Raw genomic sequence first — 18,226 nt, 5'->3', positions numbered from 1 at the left:
TTAGCGCTGATCTAATTAAAAAATAATTGCCGATTCTAACAGAATCTTCCATACCAAAAGGTTGGCGTTACGTGCCATCTGGCGGTAATTTGCACCAATCTACCATATAGCCTTACAAACGGCAGCCAAACAGCCTTGAAATTCATAATTTCATCACCATTGCTACCAGGACTCGACTCATGCAAAAACCAGAAAACTTGCCCGTGACATTCGCGAAAAACGATGTAGAAATTATTGCACGAGAAACGCTTTATAGCGGTTTTTTTTCAATGGAACTTTACCGTTTCAGGCATCGCCTGTTTAACGGCGAAATGAGCGGTGAAATCAGACGCGAAATTTTTGAGCGCGGGCATGCGGCAGTCTTGCTACCCTTTGACCCAGTGCGTGATGAAGTCGTGCTGGTGGAGCAGATCCGCATTGCCGCGTATGACGTCAGCGCCAGCCCCTGGCTGCTGGAGATGGTGGCCGGCATGATTGAAGAGGGCGAATCGGTCGAAGATGTTGCCCGCCGCGAGGCGCTGGAAGAGGCGGGGCTGGTGGTTGGCCGGACAAAACCGGTGCTGAGCTATCTGGCAAGCCCAGGCGGCACCAGCGAGCGCTTGTCCATTATGGTGGGCGAAGTGGACGCCACGACGGCGGAAGGGATCCACGGTCTGGCAGATGAAAACGAAGATATTCGGGTTCATGTGGTGAGTCGGGAGCAGGCTTATCAGTGGGTAGAAGAGGGGAAAATCGACAACGCAGCGTCTGTCATCGCTCTGCAATGGCTGCAACTGCATTATCAGACTTTACGAAACGAGTGGAAAAAATGAAGCGTTATACACCTGACTTCCCAGAAATGATGCGCCTGTGCGAAACCAATTTCGCACAATTGCGCCGCCTGCTGCCGAAAAACGACGCACCCGGCGAAACGGTGAGCTATCAGGTGAGCAACGCGCAGTATCGATTAACGATAACAGAATCAACGCGCTACACTACGCTTGTCGAAATTGAACAAACGGCGCCCAGCATTAGCTACTGGAGCCTGCCGTCGATGACGGTGCGCCTTTACCATGACGCGATGGTCGCTGAAGTGTGTTCAAGCCAGCAGATCTTTCGCTTCAAAGCGCGGTATGATTATCCGAATAAAAAGTTGCATCAACGCGACGAAAAGCATCAAATTAACCAGTTTTTAGCCGACTGGCTAAGATATTGTTTAGCACATGGAGCAATGGCGATTCCGGTTTGTTAGCGTCATAAACCTACCTAAGGACACCATTTGGAAAGCCTGTTGAACCTGACTGTTGCTGGTGGGGCACCAGTCAGGATATTACAAATCACCGATACCCACCTTTTTGCCGAAAAGCATGAAACTCTGCTTGGGGTGAATACCTGGGAGAGCTATCAGGCGGTACTTAGCGCCATTCACGCTGAAAATCGCCCATGCGATCTGATTGTCGCGACGGGCGATCTGGCGCAGGACCAATCCTCCGCGGCCTACCAGCATTTCGCTGAAGGCATCGCGAGTTTTAGCGTGCCTTGCGTCTGGCTACCGGGAAACCACGATTTCCAGCCTGCCATGTACAGCTCGCTGCAGGATGCGGGGATCTCTCCGGCAAAATGTGTTTTTGTGGGTGACCACTGGCAGATCCTGCTGCTGGACAGCCAGGTCTTTGGCGTCCCACACGGTGAGTTAAGCGACTTTCAACTCGACTGGCTTGAGACCAAACTGTCTGCCGAACCTGAACGTCATACGCTGCTGTTGCTGCATCATCATCCTTTGCCGGCGGGCTGTAGCTGGCTTGATCAACACAGCCTGCGCAACTCTGCCGCGCTGGACAGAGTGCTGGCGAAATTCCCGCGGGTGCAGAATCTCCTGTGCGGACATATTCATCAGGAACAGGATCTCGACTGGAATGGCCGCCGACTGCTGGCCACACCCTCGACCTGCGTTCAGTTCAAGCCGCATTGCGCAAACTTTACCCTGGACACCATCGCACCGGGCTGGCGCTGGCTCGAACTGCATCCCGATGGCCTGCTCACCACGGAAGTCTGCCGTTTAACCGGCGCAAAATTCCGCCCGGACACCGCTTCAGAAGGCTATTGATGTCTACGCTCCTCTATCTGCACGGATTCAACAGTTCGCCGCGCTCCGCGAAAGCGACGCAGTTTCGCCAGTGGCTGAGCGAACATCACCCGCACGTTGAGATGATCGTCCCTCAACTGCCGCCTTACCCGGCGGAAGCCGCAGAAATGCTGGAATCGGTAGTGATGGAACACGGCGGCGAATCGTTCGGCGTGGTCGGTTCTTCGCTGGGCGGATATTACGCCACCTGGCTCTCGCAATGTTTTATGCTGCCTGCGGTGGTGGTTAACCCGGCGGTTCGGCCATTTGAGCTGCTGCGGGACTTTCTCGGGCAAAACGAGAACCCCTACACCGGCCAACAATATGTGCTAGAGTCACGCCATATTTACGATCTCAAAGTTATGCAGGTAGACCCGCTTGAAGCGCCCGATCTTATCTGGTTGCTGCAACAGACGGGTGATGAAGTGCTGGATTACCGCCAGGCAGTGGCGTATTACGCATCCTGCCGCCAGACTATAGAAGAAGGCGGAAACCATGCTTTCACGGGCTTTGAGAATCATTTCACCCAGATTGTCGATTTTCTTGGACTGCACAGCCACTGACAATCAATGCGAACTGCTAGTTTAAATCATGACGCAAACCTATAACGCTGATGCCATTGAGGTACTCACCGGGCTTGAGCCGGTTCGCCGCCGCCCTGGGATGTACACCGATACGACACGCCCAAACCATCTGGGCCAGGAAGTTATTGATAACAGTGTGGATGAAGCGTTGGCTGGCCATGCCAAACGCGTTGACGTCATCCTCCATGCCGATCAGTCGCTGGAAGTCATCGACGACGGACGCGGCATGCCGGTGGATATCCACCCGGAAGAGGGGGTGCCAGCCGTTGAGCTGATCCTCTGTCGTCTTCATGCGGGCGGTAAGTTCTCCAACAAAAACTACCAGTTCTCGGGTGGTTTGCACGGCGTGGGGATCTCCGTGGTTAACGCCCTGTCCAGACGCGTGGAAGTCAATGTCCGCCGCGACGGTCAGGTGTATAACATCGCCTTTGAAAACGGCGAGAAGGTGCAGGATCTGCAGGTCGTCGGCACGTGCGGCAAGCGCAATACCGGGACCAGCGTCCACTTCTGGCCTGACGAAAGCTTCTTTGACAGTCCTCGTTTCTCTGTTTCACGCCTGACGCACCTGCTGAAAGCCAAAGCGGTACTGTGCCCTGGCGTGGAAATTACCTTTAAAGATAACGTCAACAACACCGAACAGACCTGGCGCTATGAAGACGGTCTGAACGACTATCTGTGCGAAGCCGTTAACGGCCTGCCAACCCTGCCGGAAAAACCGTTTGTCGGTAATTTCACCGGTGATACGGAAGCGGTGGACTGGGCGCTGTTGTGGCTGCCGGAAGGCGGCGAGCTGCTGACCGAAAGCTACGTCAACCTGATCCCGACCATGCTTGGCGGTACGCACGTCAACGGTCTGCGTCAGGGGTTGCTGGATGCAATGCGCGAGTTCTGCGAATACCGCAACATTCTGCCCCGCGGCGTGAAGCTGTCGGCGGAAGATATCTGGGATCGCTGCGCCTACGTCCTGTCGGTGAAGATGCAGGATCCGCAGTTCGCCGGTCAGACCAAAGAACGTTTGTCCTCACGTCAGTGTGCGGCGTTCGTCTCCGGCGTGGTCAAAGATGCTTTCACCCTGTGGCTGAACCAGAACGTGCAGGCCGCCGAGATGCTGGCAGAAATGGCCATTTCCAGCGCCCAGCGTCGTCTGCGTGCTGCCAAGAAGGTGGTGCGTAAAAAACTGACCAGTGGCCCGGCACTTCCGGGCAAGCTGGCGGACTGTACCGCGCAGGATCTGAACCGCACCGAGCTGTTCCTCGTGGAAGGGGACTCGGCAGGAGGCTCTGCCAAGCAGGCGCGCGATCGTGAATATCAGGCGATCATGCCGCTCAAGGGTAAGATCCTGAACACCTGGGAAGTGTCGTCGGATGAAGTGCTGGCCTCGCAGGAAGTGCATGATATCTCCGTTGCGATCGGCATCGATCCGGACAGCGACGATCTGAGCCAGCTGCGCTACGGTAAGATCTGTATCCTCGCGGATGCGGACTCCGATGGTCTGCACATCGCCACGCTGCTGTGCGCGCTGTTTGTGAAGCACTTCAGGACGCTGGTGAAAAACGGTCACGTCCACGTGGCGCTGCCGCCGCTCTACCGTATCGACCTCGGCAAAGAGGTCTACTACGCGCTGACGGAAGAGGAAAAAGCGGGCGTACTGGAACAGCTCAAGCGTAAGAAGGGCAAACCGAACGTGCAGCGCTTTAAAGGGCTGGGCGAGATGAACCCGATGCAGTTGCGCGAAACCACGCTGGATCCAAACACCCGCCGCCTGGTGCAATTGACCATCAGCGACGAAGACGAACAGCAAACCAACGCCATGATGGATATGCTGCTTGCCAAGAAGCGTTCGGAAGACCGACGCAACTGGCTGCAGGAAAAAGGCGATATGGCGGATATTGAGGCCTGATGCCCTCTCTTTACTCCTCTCCCACCGGGAGAGGGGATGGAACGAAGGCCCGGTAGGCGCTAGCGCCACCGGGCTTTTTTACATCAAAATTCCATCTTCACCGTAAACTGCACTTCACGTGGATCGCCTGGCTGGTTGCCGAGGTTATTGGTCGCAATCGACGAGGTGTAGTAGGTCTTATCAAACAGGTTCTTCACGTTGACCTGCAGCGTCACCGGATACTGTAGCTTCATTTTATAGGCCGCAAAGGCATCAGCAACAACGTACCCTGGCAAATAATAATCCGCACCGTTGGTCGCGGAGCGACGGCTCACGCCGTGTCCACCGCCGCCGATTGTCAGGGTATTCCCGCCGATGACGTTGTGAATATCGTACGTCAGGAACAGCGAACCGGTATGGCGCGGCACGTTTGGCAGCGGTTTGCCGGCATAATCCGGGTCTTCAAGCACTTTCGCATCGGTGTAGCCATAGCTGGCAATAATATTGGTGTTCTCGGTCAGAGAGCCAGCCAGATCCACTTCCACGCCCTGCGAGCGCACGCGGCCAGCGGTTTTAGCAATGTTTTCACCCGCCACGCTTTCGGTGTACAGCACGTTGCGCTTGTGGATATCAAACAACGCGATGTTGGCGGTAATACCATTGAACAGGTCAAATTTAGCGCCGACTTCGTAGGCATTGGACGTTTCTGGCGGCAGGTCGCCAATGTAGCTCGCGATGGACGATTGCGGCATAAACGTCTGGGCGTAGTTAGCAAACAGCGAGACGGATGGCGTGAGCTTGTAGACCAGCCCCAGCTTTGGCGTCCACTGCTCGTCGCGGCTGTCGGTATTGACGTTGAACGGCCGGCCCTTGCCCGCGTACTGGGTGTAATACTGATAACGCAGCCCCGCGACGGCAATCCATTTATCCGTCAGGTACAGGGCGTCCTGAGCATAAGCGGAGTAACTCTCCTGTTTGAGCGTCTGATCGCTGTCCGCGGCGGAAACGGTCGTACACTTGCTCAGATTGCCGTAAGACGGATGGTAAATATTGAAATCTTTTACATTCTTACAGCGAATCATATCCGTGCGCAGCAGGTCGTAATTCTCATACGACACGCCGGTCAGGATCTCATTGTAAAATCCCGCGATATCCACGTTCCCCTGCAGGTCTGCACGGGTGGAATGCATGCGCTGCGTTGAGCCTTGCGTCGCATCGACACGACGGGTCAGGTTGCCGGTTTTCGCGTCATAGGCCATCACCCGCGCCTGGTTATCGCTGTATTTATCCTGGCTGTAGCTGTAATCGAACTTCGCCGTCCACTGGCTGTTAAGGCGGTATTCCGCGTTGAGTTGCGCCAGATCGGACTGGCCATCGGTAATGTTGAACGGCTCGTCAAAGCGGGTTTTACGGTCAACATTCACCGGCTGTTTGGTCGTGAGATCGAAGATCGTGCCGCGATCGAACGGCGTCTTATAATCACGATGTGAATAGAGCACGGTCACGGTGGCGTCATCGCCAAACCAGGTCAGCGAGGGCGCGATAAAGGTGCTGCGCGCCTTGCCGAAACTTCGCCAGTAATCTTCGTCCTGGTACTCGCCCGTCAGGCGGTAAGCCAGGCGCGTTCCTTCAATGGGACCTGTGACATCGAGCTGGCCGGTACCGCCGCCAAAACTTGAGGAGGTGCCCGAGATCGAACCGCCAAACTGTTTTTCCGGACGTCGGGTGACCACATTGATAAGCCCTCCCGGATCGAGGATGCCGTACAGCGTTGAGGCCGGTCCCTTGAGGACTTCCACACGCTCGGTGGCCGCGTTAAAGCTGCGCGGCAGCACGGTGCGCAGGCCGTTGGTCATGATTGAGCCGTCGCGGTTCGCGCCAAATCCACGGCGTACAAACGCATCCTGCGTGCCGCCCAGCGTGTTGGTCTGCACCACGTTACTGACGTTATAGAGGGCTTCATCCAGCGTGGTAGCGTGCTGATCTTCCAGCACTTTATCGCTGACAGTATTTACCACCTGCGGGATATCCAGCATCGGCATATTGGTCAGTGTGGCGGTGGAGGTGTTCAGCGGCTGATAGCCGTTGGTGGCATCGGCCACGGCATTAGGATCGGCGGTGACGGTAAGTGTTTCACCGTCCTGAGCCGCAGTGTTGTCTGCTGCCTGTACCAGCGGCGCCATAAACAGCAGTGAAAAGAGCGCGCGCCCTTTTACCCCAGAGAGCGAAGGAGTGAACGTAGCCATTACATCTGTTTTCCCGAAATATCCCGCGAATGAAGCGTCACGGAAGAATGTGTGAGTCATTGCCCTTTACGGTCTGCTCGTTAGCCATCGCTGGCATCGAACATGTAATTGAGAATCATTCAATCATGCGCTGATGTAGTAGTAAATGGAAAAAAGCAAAAATCGACTACAGCAGTACGTCCCCTCTGATGCTTAGCGAGGTAAGTAATTAACCTGTTGAAAATAAATTAATTAATGCGTTTAGCGGTTTTCCCGTTTCTGCACGATAACCCTGGGGTTTTAAGGGTGTTTCTTCTCTTGACTACTACATGGCGCAGCGGCAAACTCTCAAAAGAGAATGAGTTTTATTTTTATTTGTTAGTTTTTTATTAAGTTGGCGTTCACGTGGCTCACAACACGAATAAGTCAGGACTGGTTCTTGAGAACCTCTCTGCTGGCTATCAGAAAAAAATCATCGTCGATGAGATCTCGCTTGCGATCCCCCCACAGAAAATAACCGTTCTGGTGGGCGCGAACGGCTGTGGAAAATCCACGCTACTGAGCACGATCGCACGTTTGCTGCAACCGCTCGGGGGAGCTGCGCTGCTGGATGGCAAAGCCATTCATCAACAGCCAACCAAAGCGGTCGCCCGTCAGCTGGGCATTCTGCCGCAGTCACCGCTGTTGCCGGAAGGGTTAACCGTGTTTGAACTGGTTTCGCGCGGGCGTTTCCCCTGGCAAAATTTTATGCGCCAGTGGAGTGACGAAGACGAGCAGGCCGTGGAAGAGGCACTGCGCCTGACCGGTACGGCGGAGTTTGCCCATTTGCCGGTGGAAAGCCTTTCCGGCGGCCAGCGTCAGCGCTGCTGGATTGCGATGGCGCTGGCGCAGCAAACGCCCTATATCCTGCTCGACGAGCCGACAACGTTTCTTGACCTCCGCTATCAGGTGGAAATCCTTGAACTGCTGCATACGCTGACCCGTCAGCACGGGCGCACCGTCGTGGTGGTGCTGCACGATCTTAACTTCGCGGTGAACTACGGTGATTCCCTGGTCTTTTTACGCCAGGGGAAAGTAGAGGGCGTGCTTCACGAGGGTGATACCTGTACGCCGGAACTGATCAAAGCGGTGTTTGAGGTTGACGTACATATGTCAGTTAATCCGCTCACCGGCAAACCGTTCTTCATGCCGTTTCGCCAGGTCGCAGAAAAATCATGATGCGAACGTCACTGGCTTTTCTGCTCTTTGCGCTGCTGCTGGTGATGGGCGCAATTGCACATCTGGGCACGGGCGCGCGCGTTATTTCTCCCCTGACGGTCGTGCAGGCTTTTGTCGATTTCGACCCGCGCAATTTCGACCATAACATCATTATCAGGCTGCGCCTGTTACGCCTCCTTGCGGCCATGCTGACCGGCGCTGCACTTGGCGTGGCAGGCGTCTTGCTGCAGTCCGTTATTCGTAACCCGCTGGGCGAGCCGCATATTCTGGGGCTGAATGCCGGTGCCGCGCTGGCCGTCGTGCTGACAAGCGCACTCGGGTTCACCCTGCCGTTTGGTCGCCCGCTGATTGCCGCCGCCGGCGCCGCCGCGCTGTTTCTGCTGGTACTGATGCTCTCCTCTTCGGGACGCGGCGGGTTGACGCCGATGAAAGTCACCTTGTGCGGGGTGGCGATGTCGGCGTTCGCCTCCTCGATTACCGCCACGGTCCTGATCCTTGATGAGCAGACGCTTCTCGCCTTACGCACCTGGCTGGCGGGGGATTTGGCCGGGATAACAGAAGGAACGCTTCGCAGCGCTTCGTGGGCCGCTGGCGCGGGTTTCGCTCTTGCGCTCTGGCTGTCGCCGTCACTCAATATGCTGGCACTGGGGGACCGGATGGCCCAGGGGCTTGGCGTATCGCTTCTCAGGACGCGCCTGTTCGCGCTGCTGGCAATCGCGCTGCTGTGCGGCGCGGCAGTCTCCGTTGCCGGGCCGATTGGTTTTATTGGCCTCGTGGTGCCGCAGCTGATACGGCGTCTGGTGACGGTGGATCTGCGCGTGATGGTGCCGCTTTCAGCCCTGTGTGGAGGGTTGGTTTTGCTGCTGGCGGATCTCGCCGCCCGCACGCTGTTTACCCCTAATGAACTGGCGACCGGCATTATGACCGCGCTGGTCGGTGCTCCCGTCTTTATCTTTATGGCCTCGAGGGCGTTCAAATGAGCCGGGCCGGACTGCGCGCGTTGCGTATTGGCACCTTTTCAACGCTGGTACGCCCGAGGGCGCTGGCCTGCCTTGCGCTGATTTCACTCACGGCCTTTATCCTGCTCGGGTTTGGCCTGACGCACGGCTCGCTGCCGATCCCGACGTCGGCCATCGGACGGGCGCTGCTGTATCCGCAAAGTCTGGAGGCGGATATGCGCTACATCGTGATGGATATCCGTCTGCCGCGTCTGCTGATGGCGGTGTTATGCGGTGCCATGCTCGGCATGGCGGGGGCAGCGATGCAGTCTGTCACCCGTAATGGCCTTGCCGACCCGGGGCTTATCGGCGTGAAAGAGGGATGTAGCGCGGCGGTGCTGGTGCTGATTTTTCAGTTCCCGGCGCTCAGCCTGGCCTGGCGACCGCTGGCGGGAATGGCGGGGGGCATACTCACCGCGCTGCTGGTGGTGGCGCTGGCGCGCGATATTTCGCGGCCGCGATTTATCCTGACGGGGATCGGTGTTTCCTGGGCGTTTGCCGCGGCAATGGGGGTCTTTATGACCACCGCCGACGTGCGTGACGTGCAAACGGCGATGCTGTGGCTGGCGGGAAGCCTGCATGCCGCAAACTGGACGCTGGTGGGCATTGCGGCAGCCTGGACGCTGCCGGCATTTGCGCTATTGCTGTTGACCGCGCGCGCCGCAGACGTGGCCCTGATGGGCAACCCCACCGCAACGGGGCTTGGCGTACACACCTCACGGCTGGCGCTGCTGCGCGTGCTTGCCCCGGTGGTGCTGACCGCGGCCTGCGTCTCCTGCGTGGGCAGTATCGGTTTTGTGGGACTGATTGCGCCACATATGGCACGCCTGCTGCTGCGCGGCGGACAAACCGCGCTGCTGGCGGGAAGTGCCGTGCTGGGTGCGCTGCTGGTTCTGCTGGCAGATAACGTCGGACGTCTGGCTTTCCTGCCGCTGCAGCTGCCGGCAGGCGTAGTCATTTCATTGATTGGCGGACCGTTTTTCCTGCTGCTGCTCTGGCAGCGACGGGACAGATTTTAGGAGATGGTGATGCGTATACTTTTTTCGATGTTGTTGCTGGTGGGGTTTACCGTGAGTGCGTCGGAGCCGACGCAGACGTTTACCGACGATCTGAACCGCAAGGTGACTGTGCCCCTTCACCCGAAGCGGATTGTCTCGCTGCACGATCTGGATATCACCATTCCGCTGATTGAGCTCGGCGTGCCGCCAGTGGCAAGCCACGGGCGCACGCGGCCGGACGGTAGCCATTTTCTGCGCGCCAGCGGCATGCTGACGGGCGTTGATTTTGATAACGCCGACATCAAATTTATCGGCTCCGCGGATATCGACATCGAGGCCATCGCCGCTGCAAAGCCGGATCTGATCATCACCGAACCAACCCGTAACACGCCGGTTGAACAGCTGGAGAAAATTGCCCCGACGGTGAGTATCGATCATCTCGATGGCGGCGCGCCGGAGATCTACCGCAAGCTGGCACAGCTCACGGGCACCGAAGCCCGGTTGAAGATCCTTGAACGTCGCTATCAGGAGCAGATTAACGCCCTGAAAGCGACCATCGACACCCGCAACATCACCGTGTCGGTGATACAGGCCAACCAGGGCAAAATCAACGCCATGCACAGCTACCACTCGCTGGGGCGCGTGCTGCGTGACGCAGGATTCACATTCCCGCCGCTGATTGAGTCCATCCCTGACGGCGGTCGAATTGACGTCAGCGCCGAGCGTCTGCCCGAGCTGGATGCAGATTTTGTCTTTGCCACCTGGCGCGGGGATACCGGCGGCAAACCGCAGGATGAGCTGGCAGCGATGGATGCTGTGATGCCTGGCTGGTGTCAGTTCCTCAATGCCTGTCGCACCGGCCACTACGTACTGATCTCCCGTGAAGAGGCCATCTCGAACTCCTTTGCCTCCTTAGGCCTGATGGCCGCCCAGGTGCAGTCGCAGATTGCCGGTCGACCGCTGCCGGAGGCGTCACAGTGATCAGAAAAGACAAAGCCCGGGTTGATGTCTATGGCGACCGCTTTCGCTCGCGGGGGCACCAGCTCACGCCGCGCCTGCTGCAGGTTGCGCGTTACATCAATGAAAACCGCGAAGCGGTGATGGAGCAGACGGCGATGGAGATTGCCGCGTTGCTGAAAACCTCGGACGCTACGGTGGTTCGCGCCATTCAGGCTCTTGGCTTTGCCGGGCTGCGTGACCTGAAGCAGACTCTGGAGCAGTGGTTTGGGCCGGTGGTCTCCTCCAGCGAAAAAATGTCCACCACGGTGAATACGCTCACCAGCGACGTGAACGCGAGCATCGATTTTGTGCTGGAAGGGCATCAGCATACCTGTAACGTGCTATCCGAGCCGCACAACCGCTACGCAATGGCGCAGGCGGTGTCGTTGCTGGCGCAGGCACGTCAGGTCGCGATCTTTGGGATTGGGGCTTCCGGCATTCTGGCCGAGTACACTTCCCGGCTGTTCAGCCGTATCGGCCTGCCCGCTATTGCGCTCAACCGCACCGGCATTGGTCTGGCAGAGCAACTGATAGCCTTACAGCGCGGCGACGTGCTGGTGATGATGGCGCAAAAATCGGCCCACCGGGAAGGACAAACCACGCTGCGTGAAGCGAAACGGCTGGGTATTCCCACGATATTGCTGACCAATGCTACGGACTCGCGCTTCAGCAAAGAGGCCAGCGTGGTGATCCACGTTCCGCGCGGCGGTGAAAAGGGCAAAATTCCGCTCCACGGCACGGTGCTGCTGTGTCTGGAGATGATCATTTTATCTGTAGCGTCAACGGAGCCCCAGCGCACCATCAGGTCGATGAAGCGCATTAACGAATTTCATCGCGGGTTAAAACCGGGCAAGAAGAGCGGGTGAGGGGATCACGCCGCGCCATGATTTTTCCGGTACTGCAGCGGCGTCTCACCAATTCCTTTTTTAAAGGCGCTGATAAACCACGTCACGTCGGAAAATCCCACCCGCGCGGCAATCTCACGCACGCTGGCATCACTGTGAAGCAAGTACTCGCAGGCTTTTCGCAGCCGTAGCGTATTCAGATAGTCGTGGATCTTCTCGCCTGTTTCCGCATGGAATTTTCGCGATACATAGCTGCGTGATTTTCCCAGCTCAGCCGCCAGCGCATCCAGGCGAAATTTCTCCCGATAGTGCTCATCCAGCCAGAACATCACCTGGCTTGCCACCCCCTGACTGCTCCCCGGGGCACCGTCGTTATCATCCGGCAGCATGGCAAACAGGCTAATCAACAGCCCGGCAATGTTTTCGCTGTTCAGCGGCGGCTGATAACAGCCAAGAAGATAATCGATATGCTTCTGGCAATGCGCCAGGTCAGCGACCCAGGCCTCGCCGCCACGACGAGACAGCTTCTGCAGACGCTGCTGAGCCTGCGGAAAATCACGCAGGGTTTTCAGTACGGCATGCTGGTCGAGATGAATAATGGTGCGCCTGTAAAGGGCCTCTGCCTTCTCGTCCACCATCACCTTATGCAGGGTAAACGGTGGGAAGAAAAACAGCCGCCCGGGGCGCATGGTGTAGTGACGGTTATCGACAATCGCCACGCCAAAGCCTTCTTCCACATAGAGAATTTCCAGACACTGATGCCAGTGGTGATAGCGCACCGTATTGGCGAACAGGCGGCTAAACGACACCACGGTGTCATTTAAGGTAATCAGCTCCAGATGATCGGATGTTGGCGTGTCGCGCATAGTGCAATAAAACTCAACTTTTTCCCGTCAGAATCTCTTTATAAACCACCTTTTTAAATTTTCTTAACTGTGGGTTTATTCATCGCTCTTAGCTGTGACATGGCTAACATTTCTGCCCCGTGTGGATTCACTATGCTTTGCCGCAGTTGATTACGAGGGTGAGCGTATGTGGGCGGCAAATAAAGAAAAATCAAATCCGTTGTCTTCACGCCAGGATATCGTGGCGTCACTGAATACTCTGTTGAGTGCGCTGGATAAAGCGTTTGCGCCGGGCAGTTCACGATTTTCGCTGGGTGAAACCTGTGCGCATTACAGCACGGATATCGCGCAGATGGAGGGACTCTCACGTGCGCTATGGGGGCTGTTTCCGCTGCTGGCATCCGGCGATGCCAGCCCCTTTTGCGAAAAATATCTTACCGCGATCAAACTCGGCACCGATCCGCACAGTGACGGTTACTGGGGCGAAACCGGCCCCTACGATCAGCGTCTGGTCGAGATGGCGGCCTACGGTCTGGGGCTTGCCCTGCTGGGGGATAAACTCACCACGCACTTCACCGGGCGCGAGGTCATAAACCTGCACGCATGGCTCAACCAGATCACCCATGCGCAAATGCCGGACAGCAACTGGAACTACTTTGCCATTATGGTGCAGCTCGGTTTTAAGCGCGCCGGACTGCCGTATGACCAGACGGCGATTGACCGACGGTTTGCGATGATGGAAGCCTATTACCTGGGCGATGGCTGGTATTCCGACGGGCCGGGGCGGCCGAAAGATTATTACATCTCGATGGCATTCCATTTCTACGGCCTGATTTACGCCACCCTGAGCGGTGACGAGGAGAGGGCGCAGGTGCTGCGAGCGCGTTCGCGCCTGTTCGCCGAAGACTTTATCTACTGGTCAGCCGCCGACGGTGCCTCGGTACCGTTTGGTCGCAGCCTGACCTATCGCTTTGCAATGGTCGCCTTCTGGAGTGCCGTCGCCTTTTCCGGTCTGGAGGTGTTCACGCCGGGGATTGTGAAGGGCATCGTGCTGCGCCATCTGCGCTGGTGGCAGCAACAGCCCATCACCAATCGGGACGGTATTCTGACCCTCGGTTTTGCTTATCCGAACCTGGCGATGTGTGAGGACTATAACGCCCCCGGCTCGCCATACTGGGCGCTGAAAACCTACCTGATTCTGGCGATGCCGGAGGACCATCCGTTCTGGCAGGCTGAAGAGCAGCCGCTGCCCGCGCTTGCGGAAAAACGCGTCATCCCGCACGCGCAGCAGATCCTGATGCATGCCGGTCAGTCGCAGCACGTCACCCTGCTTACCGCCGGGCAGCTTGAGCTGAATAACTACGTGAATACGGAAGCCAAATACACCAAATTTGCCTACTCCAGCCGCTTTGGTTTCACGATTGAGCGCGGAAGGTTTGGCCTGAAACATGCCGCCTGCGACTCCATGCTGCTGCTGGCAGACGGGGATAACTATTTCCGCGGTCGCCGCGAATGTGAAGCGGTGCGGGTCACTGAAGATTATCTCTACTCACGCTGGTCTCCGTGGCATGACGTCCATATCGAGACCTGGCAAGTGCCGTTTGGTGAGTGGCACCTGCGACTGCACCGTATCAACAGCGCCCGTCGACTGAATACGGCGGAGGGCGGTTTTGCGGTGATGAACACTGAACCGCAGATCCGTGAGAACGGATGCTGGCTTGTCGCCGGTAACGGCACCAGCGTGCTGGTCGATCTCTCTCCGGTGATTAACCGTGAACCGGACAGCATTGTCACACCGCCGAACAGCAGCATCATGTTCCCGGAATGCGCTGCCATTCCGCTGTTGAAAACCACGCTTGCGCAGGGGGAGAGCTGGCTCTGTTGTGCCGCCGTCGCCGGCGAAAGCCAGCCGGTTATGGCAGTCCCACAACTGAATATTAGCGAGAACCGGGTTGTTATCCGCGAGCCCGGCGGTGAGCGACAGCTGTCGTTCTCATTATAAAAACTCTGACCCTACACGTCGGCGAGGATGATATGAAAAAGACCGCTACAACAAACAGAACTGAATATTACAAAATCAGCAGTTTTATATTTCTCTATTTCTTTACCTGGTCTGCCAGTATTGGCCTGCTGGCTATCTGGTTAGGCCAGAAAGCGAACCTCAGTGGTTCGGTGATTGGTACCGTATTTGCGGTGAACGGTATTTTCTCCGTCATTCTGAAGCCCATCTATGGCTATATTCTCGATAAGATCGGCATGAGCAAATACCTGCTCTATTTTGTGGTGGCAATGTCTGCCCTGATGGCGCCGTTCTTTATTTATGTCTATCAGCCGCTGTTAATGTCCAACACGCTGCTGGGGATTATTATTGGCGCACTCTATTTAAGCTTTGCCTGGTATGCGGGCGTGGCGGCGTGCGAATCCTATTCTGACCGGTTTAGCCGTTTAAACGGCATGGAGTTTGGTCAGATCCGGATGTGGGGTTCCCTTGGCTGGGCAGTGGCGTCCTCCTTCTCCGGCCTGCTGTTTAATCTCTCGCCAGCGTATAACTTTATTATGGGCAGCGTGGCATCGGTGGTGATGCTGATTGTCCTGTTGAGCCTGAAAGTGAACACTAACTCCGCACATGCCGGCGAAGTACTGACGAAAGAGAGAATTGCCCCGTCAGACGTTTACGCGCTCCTGCGTAACCGTAAATTCTGGGCCTTCTGTCTGTACGTGGCCGGTGTGGCGTGGATGATGTTTATCGCCGAGCAGCAGTTTTCGCGCTATTTCGTGACCTTCTTTGATGATATTCACCAGGGCAATGCGGTGTTTGGTTATCTGGGGACCGTGCAGTCGGGAATGGAGTTTATCATGTATATGGTGATCCCGCTGCTGGTGAACGCTATTGGCGCCAAACGTGGGCTGTTAATTGTCGGGCTGGTGGTCGGTGCGCGTCTGATTATTTCCGGTCTGTGTGATTCACATCTGTTAATTTCCATTCTTAAGCCGCTGTACGGTCTGGAAATTTGTCTGCTGCTGGTCTCCGTCTTTAAATATATTGCCGAACATTTCGATAAGCGCGTTAACGCCACCATGTATTTGCTGGGATATCAGGCGATGCTGTACGTCGGCAATGTCGTGGTCTCGTCGCCTGCCGGCTATATGTATGACCGCATCGGTTTCGAGAACACCTATATCATCATGGGCGCCACGGCGCTGATCTTCACGTTTATTTCTGCCTTTACGTTATCTGCCTGCCAGAGTAAATGGCGCGGCCCCCGCGCGCTGAACGTAGCAGAACCCTCATCACGATAATTAAGCCGTCAAAGAAGGAACCGAAATATGTTAAGTCGTATCGCAGAGGAACGCCTGCCCGCTATCCCCGTGCCCGTTGATTCGCGCGTATTCCGCGATGAACTGAGTTCAGCGCGCGACCATGTCCTTGCGCTGATTAGCCGCCATTTAACGGCGTTTGGTGAGCAGTTCCCGGCGGAAACCTGCCTGCAGGGTTTTTATCCGCTGACCGACAACGTGGAGTGGACCACCAGCTTCTGGACCGGGCAGCTGTGGCTGGCATGGGAGATGAGCGGCGAAGCGAAATTCCGCGCGATGGCGGAAAAACATGTGCGCTCGTTTGGCCTGCGTATCGCCGGGCGCCACGACACTAACACCCACGACCTGGGCTTTTTGTATACGCTCTCCTGCGTGGCGGCCTGGCGACTGACCGGTAACCGTGAGGCGCGTGGCTTCTCGCTGCTGGCGGCAGAGGCGCTGCTGGAGCGCTTCCACGAGAAGGCAAAAATTATTCAGGCGTGGGGCGATCTGGCTGACCCGGAACAGGCCGGGCGGATGATTATCGACTGCAATATGAACCTGCCGCTGCTCTACTGGGCGAGCGAACAGACGGGCGATCCGCGCTTTGCCGATGCCGCCAAAGCACACGTGATGCAGGCAGCGAGGTACCTTATCCGTGAAGATGCCTCAACGTTCCACACCTACTATATGGATGTGCACACCGGCGCGCCGCGCTACGGCAATACTCAGCAAGGCTATGCCGATGACTCCTGCTGGTCGCGCGGGCAGGCGTGGGGAATTTACGGCTTCCTGTTGAGCTACATCTATACCGGTGATGCGACGATGATTGCCCTGTCGAAACGGCTGGCGAACTACTTCCTCAACCGTCTGCCGGAAGATTACGTCTGCCACTGGGACCTGGCGCTGGTCGGCACGGATGCGCTACGCGACGCGTCCTCGGCGGCGATTGCGGTATGTGGCCTGCTGGAGCTGGTGAAGCATCTGCCGGTGACCGACCCGGATCGCGAGCGGTATTCTGAATGGGCAAAAGGAATGATGTCGTCACTGACGAAACACTACCTGATGGGCAAAGATGAGAAGGGAACTGGGCTGCTGAAGCACTCCGTTTATCATCTGGCAAGCAATAAAGGCGTGGACGAGTGCGCGAGCTGGGGAGACTACTTCTACGTGGAGGCGCTGGTCAGGTTTACCCAAAGCTGGAAGTTGTACTGGTAATATGCCTCCCTGACCCTCTCCCGAAAGGGGGAGGGCAGGAATCAGGAACAGGGTAAACTTACACCCCTTGCTCCAGAATGCGGATATGCGTTTCCAGCACATCGCCCTTCACCGCGTCGCTCCACGCTTTCATGTGCGCGGTCTGCAGGTGGGCTTCAAGATGGGCCACGGTTTCCCACTGCTCAATCATAATGATCGAGTCTGGGGCAGTAGCCTGGAAGCTGGCGGTGGTGGTGGCGTCGACCATCGGCGCGTAGCCGTGGCAGCCTTCTTCCTTCAGTACGGTGGGGATAATTTTCACGAACTCATCCAGCACCGCCTGGCGGTGATGTTGGCCTGGACGAGTACGGATTTCAGCAATAACAGTAAGCATGGTTAACTCCTTCTAATTCCAGGTTACCAGTTAAGCAAAAATTTCCGCGAGATGCTTGCGATATTCTGCGATATAGCGCGGGACGTCAGGCATTTTGATGACGTCGTTAACGATAAAGGTTGGCAGCGGCGTCATTCCGAGGAACTGGTTAGCTTTGTGGAACGGCAAATACGCGCCGTCAACGCCCACCCCTTCGAAGAACTGATCTTTCTCGGTGAACGCTTCCAGCGGTGCGTTCCAGGTCAGGGACAGCATATATTTTTTGCCCTGAATCAGGCCGCCAGAACCGTATTTTTTGGATGCGTCGGAGCGGGTGCGACCGTCGCTGGCGTACAGTGCGCCATGGCCTTCGGTGAAGACATCATCCATGTATTTTTTCACGGTCCAGGGGGCGCCCATCCACCAGCCAGGCATCTGCCAGATAATCACGTCAGCCCACAGGAAGTTCTGCACTTCCGCGTTGACATCGTAATCGCTGTCCGCGCGCACGACCTTAACATCATGCCCGGCGTCGCGCAGAAAACCGTCCGCGACCTCGGTCAGGGTGTCATTCAGCTGGCCTTTAGAGTGCGCAAATTCTTTTGCACCGTTGATAATCAGAATGTTGCTCATGAGGTGTCCTCGAAGATGAAAGTATGGCGAG

At 56.7% G+C, this 18,226-nt stretch carries 17 protein-coding genes; 13 read left to right on the top strand and 4 right to left on the bottom strand.

Going from position 1 to position 18,226, the window contains the following annotated elements:
- Window positions 1-179: 179 nt before the first annotated feature.
- The 5 genes from nudF to parE are packed head-to-tail and all read left to right on the top strand — an operon-like array spanning window position 180 to window position 4,588.
- Complete coding sequence (nudF, locus tag BJ887_RS10365) at window positions 180-812, top strand: ADP-ribose diphosphatase (RefSeq protein WP_014171643.1); 633 nt, start codon at window positions 180-182, stop codon at window positions 810-812.
- Complete coding sequence (locus BJ887_RS10360) at window positions 809-1,231, top strand: DUF1249 family protein (protein WP_014833293.1); 423 nt, start codon at window positions 809-811, stop codon at window positions 1,229-1,231. The genes nudF and BJ887_RS10360 overlap by 4 nt, the downstream gene beginning before the upstream one ends.
- A gap of 27 nt (window positions 1,232-1,258) precedes the next feature.
- Window positions 1,259-2,086 carry a 3',5'-cyclic-AMP phosphodiesterase gene (gene cpdA, locus BJ887_RS10355; protein WP_014171641.1) on the top strand — a complete coding sequence of 276 codons (828 nt, stop codon included), beginning with the start codon at window positions 1,259-1,261 and terminating at the stop codon, window positions 2,084-2,086.
- The gene (gene yqiA / locus BJ887_RS10350; protein WP_032680279.1) at window positions 2,086-2,667 is read left to right on the top strand and encodes an esterase YqiA; all 582 of its coding nucleotides are present in this window, start codon (window positions 2,086-2,088) and stop codon (window positions 2,665-2,667) included. Before cpdA ends, yqiA begins: the two co-directional genes overlap by 1 nt.
- Before the next feature lie 28 nt (window positions 2,668-2,695).
- The gene (gene parE, locus BJ887_RS10345; RefSeq protein WP_020883640.1) at window positions 2,696-4,588 is read left to right on the top strand and encodes a DNA topoisomerase IV subunit B; all 1,893 of its coding nucleotides are present in this window, start codon (window positions 2,696-2,698) and stop codon (window positions 4,586-4,588) included.
- Window positions 4,589-4,671: 83 nt separating this feature from the next.
- On the opposite strand, the gene BJ887_RS10340 is transcribed toward parE, so the two are convergent.
- Entirely contained in the window at window positions 4,672-6,813 is a 2,142-nt protein-coding gene (locus tag BJ887_RS10340) for a TonB-dependent siderophore receptor (RefSeq protein WP_047355865.1), read from the bottom strand.
- Window positions 6,814-7,197: 384 nt separating this feature from the next.
- On the opposite strand from BJ887_RS10340, the gene BJ887_RS10335 reads away from it, so the two are divergent.
- Genes BJ887_RS10335 through BJ887_RS10315 form a run of 5 tightly spaced genes read left to right on the top strand, consistent with a single transcriptional unit; the run spans window position 7,198 to window position 11,871 of the window.
- On the top strand, window positions 7,198-8,010 hold the full coding sequence (locus BJ887_RS10335) for an ABC transporter ATP-binding protein (RefSeq protein WP_014171637.1): 813 nt from the start codon (window positions 7,198-7,200) through the stop codon (window positions 8,008-8,010).
- A complete protein-coding gene (locus tag BJ887_RS10330) occupies window positions 8,007-8,990 on the top strand; it encodes an iron ABC transporter permease (protein ID WP_121339838.1) in 984 nt (327 codons plus the stop codon). The genes BJ887_RS10335 and BJ887_RS10330 overlap by 4 nt, the downstream gene beginning before the upstream one ends.
- On the top strand, window positions 8,987-10,027 hold the full coding sequence (locus tag BJ887_RS10325) for an iron ABC transporter permease (protein WP_121339837.1): 1,041 nt from the start codon (window positions 8,987-8,989) through the stop codon (window positions 10,025-10,027). Before BJ887_RS10330 ends, BJ887_RS10325 begins: the two co-directional genes overlap by 4 nt.
- Before the next feature lie 9 nt (window positions 10,028-10,036).
- On the top strand, window positions 10,037-10,987 hold the full coding sequence (locus BJ887_RS10320) for an iron-siderophore ABC transporter substrate-binding protein (protein WP_025203153.1): 951 nt from the start codon (window positions 10,037-10,039) through the stop codon (window positions 10,985-10,987).
- Window positions 10,984-11,871, top strand: a complete 888-nt coding sequence (locus tag BJ887_RS10315) for a MurR/RpiR family transcriptional regulator (RefSeq protein ID WP_049023318.1) — start codon at window positions 10,984-10,986, stop codon at window positions 11,869-11,871. The genes BJ887_RS10320 and BJ887_RS10315 overlap by 4 nt, the downstream gene beginning before the upstream one ends.
- A gap of 5 nt (window positions 11,872-11,876) precedes the next feature.
- Here the strand turns inward: BJ887_RS10315 and BJ887_RS10310 are convergent, their stop codons facing one another.
- Window positions 11,877-12,716 (bottom strand): AraC family transcriptional regulator, encoded by an 840-nt coding sequence (locus BJ887_RS10310; RefSeq protein ID WP_020883647.1) that lies wholly within the window; start codon window positions 12,714-12,716, stop codon window positions 11,877-11,879.
- Window positions 12,717-12,882: 166 nt separating this feature from the next.
- Between BJ887_RS10310 and BJ887_RS10305 the strand changes: the two genes are divergently transcribed.
- Genes BJ887_RS10305 through BJ887_RS10295 form a run of 3 tightly spaced genes read left to right on the top strand, consistent with a single transcriptional unit; the run spans window position 12,883 to window position 17,210 of the window.
- The gene (locus BJ887_RS10305; RefSeq protein ID WP_121339836.1) at window positions 12,883-14,697 is read left to right on the top strand and encodes a DUF2264 domain-containing protein; all 1,815 of its coding nucleotides are present in this window, start codon (window positions 12,883-12,885) and stop codon (window positions 14,695-14,697) included.
- 32 nt (window positions 14,698-14,729) lie between these two features.
- Window positions 14,730-15,995 carry an oligosaccharide MFS transporter gene (locus BJ887_RS10300; protein WP_121339835.1) on the top strand — a complete coding sequence of 422 codons (1,266 nt, stop codon included), beginning with the start codon at window positions 14,730-14,732 and terminating at the stop codon, window positions 15,993-15,995.
- A gap of 27 nt (window positions 15,996-16,022) precedes the next feature.
- Window positions 16,023-17,210, top strand: a complete 1,188-nt coding sequence (locus BJ887_RS10295; protein WP_121339834.1) for a glycoside hydrolase family 88 protein — start codon at window positions 16,023-16,025, stop codon at window positions 17,208-17,210.
- A gap of 58 nt (window positions 17,211-17,268) precedes the next feature.
- On the opposite strand, the gene BJ887_RS10290 is transcribed toward BJ887_RS10295, so the two are convergent.
- On the bottom strand, window positions 17,269-17,583 hold the full coding sequence (locus BJ887_RS10290) for a putative quinol monooxygenase (RefSeq protein WP_014171627.1): 315 nt from the start codon (window positions 17,581-17,583) through the stop codon (window positions 17,269-17,271).
- Window positions 17,584-17,613: 30 nt separating this feature from the next.
- A complete protein-coding gene (locus BJ887_RS10285) occupies window positions 17,614-18,195 on the bottom strand; it encodes an NAD(P)H-dependent oxidoreductase (protein WP_014171626.1) in 582 nt (193 codons plus the stop codon).
- Window positions 18,196-18,226: the final 31 nt, after the last annotated feature.

The sequence above is a fragment of the Enterobacter sp. WPR_3_1 genome, assembly GCF_003635055.1.
Taxonomy (GTDB): domain Bacteria; phylum Pseudomonadota; class Gammaproteobacteria; order Enterobacterales; family Enterobacteriaceae; genus Enterobacter; species Enterobacter ludwigii.
The sequence above is the reverse complement of the archived record's forward strand: the minus strand, read 5'-3'. Positions and strand labels throughout refer to the sequence as shown.

Bases quoted from the DNA above. Each gene is read 5' to 3' on its own strand.
- BJ887_RS10285 (WP_014171626.1), bottom strand. From the start codon at position 18,195: ATGAGCAACATTCTGATTATCAACGGTGCAAAAGAATTTGCGCACTCT.
- nudF (WP_014171643.1), top strand. From the start codon at position 180: ATGCAAAAACCAGAAAACTTGCCCGTGACATTCGCGAAAAACGATGTA.
- BJ887_RS10330 (WP_121339838.1), top strand. From the start codon at position 8,007: ATGATGCGAACGTCACTGGCTTTTCTGCTCTTTGCGCTGCTGCTGGTG.
- BJ887_RS10290 (WP_014171627.1), bottom strand. From the start codon at position 17,583: ATGCTTACTGTTATTGCTGAAATCCGTACTCGTCCAGGCCAACATCAC.
- BJ887_RS10300 (WP_121339835.1), top strand. From the start codon at position 14,730: ATGAAAAAGACCGCTACAACAAACAGAACTGAATATTACAAAATCAGC.
- BJ887_RS10305 (WP_121339836.1), top strand. From the start codon at position 12,883: ATGTGGGCGGCAAATAAAGAAAAATCAAATCCGTTGTCTTCACGCCAG.
- BJ887_RS10310 (WP_020883647.1), bottom strand. From the start codon at position 12,716: ATGCGCGACACGCCAACATCCGATCATCTGGAGCTGATTACCTTAAAT.
- yqiA (WP_032680279.1), top strand. From the start codon at position 2,086: ATGTCTACGCTCCTCTATCTGCACGGATTCAACAGTTCGCCGCGCTCC.
- BJ887_RS10340 (WP_047355865.1), bottom strand. From the start codon at position 6,813: ATGGCTACGTTCACTCCTTCGCTCTCTGGGGTAAAAGGGCGCGCGCTC.
- parE (WP_020883640.1), top strand. From the start codon at position 2,696: ATGACGCAAACCTATAACGCTGATGCCATTGAGGTACTCACCGGGCTT.
- BJ887_RS10295 (WP_121339834.1), top strand. From the start codon at position 16,023: ATGTTAAGTCGTATCGCAGAGGAACGCCTGCCCGCTATCCCCGTGCCC.
- BJ887_RS10360 (WP_014833293.1), top strand. From the start codon at position 809: ATGAAGCGTTATACACCTGACTTCCCAGAAATGATGCGCCTGTGCGAA.
- BJ887_RS10320 (WP_025203153.1), top strand. From the start codon at position 10,037: ATGCGTATACTTTTTTCGATGTTGTTGCTGGTGGGGTTTACCGTGAGT.
- BJ887_RS10325 (WP_121339837.1), top strand. From the start codon at position 8,987: ATGAGCCGGGCCGGACTGCGCGCGTTGCGTATTGGCACCTTTTCAACG.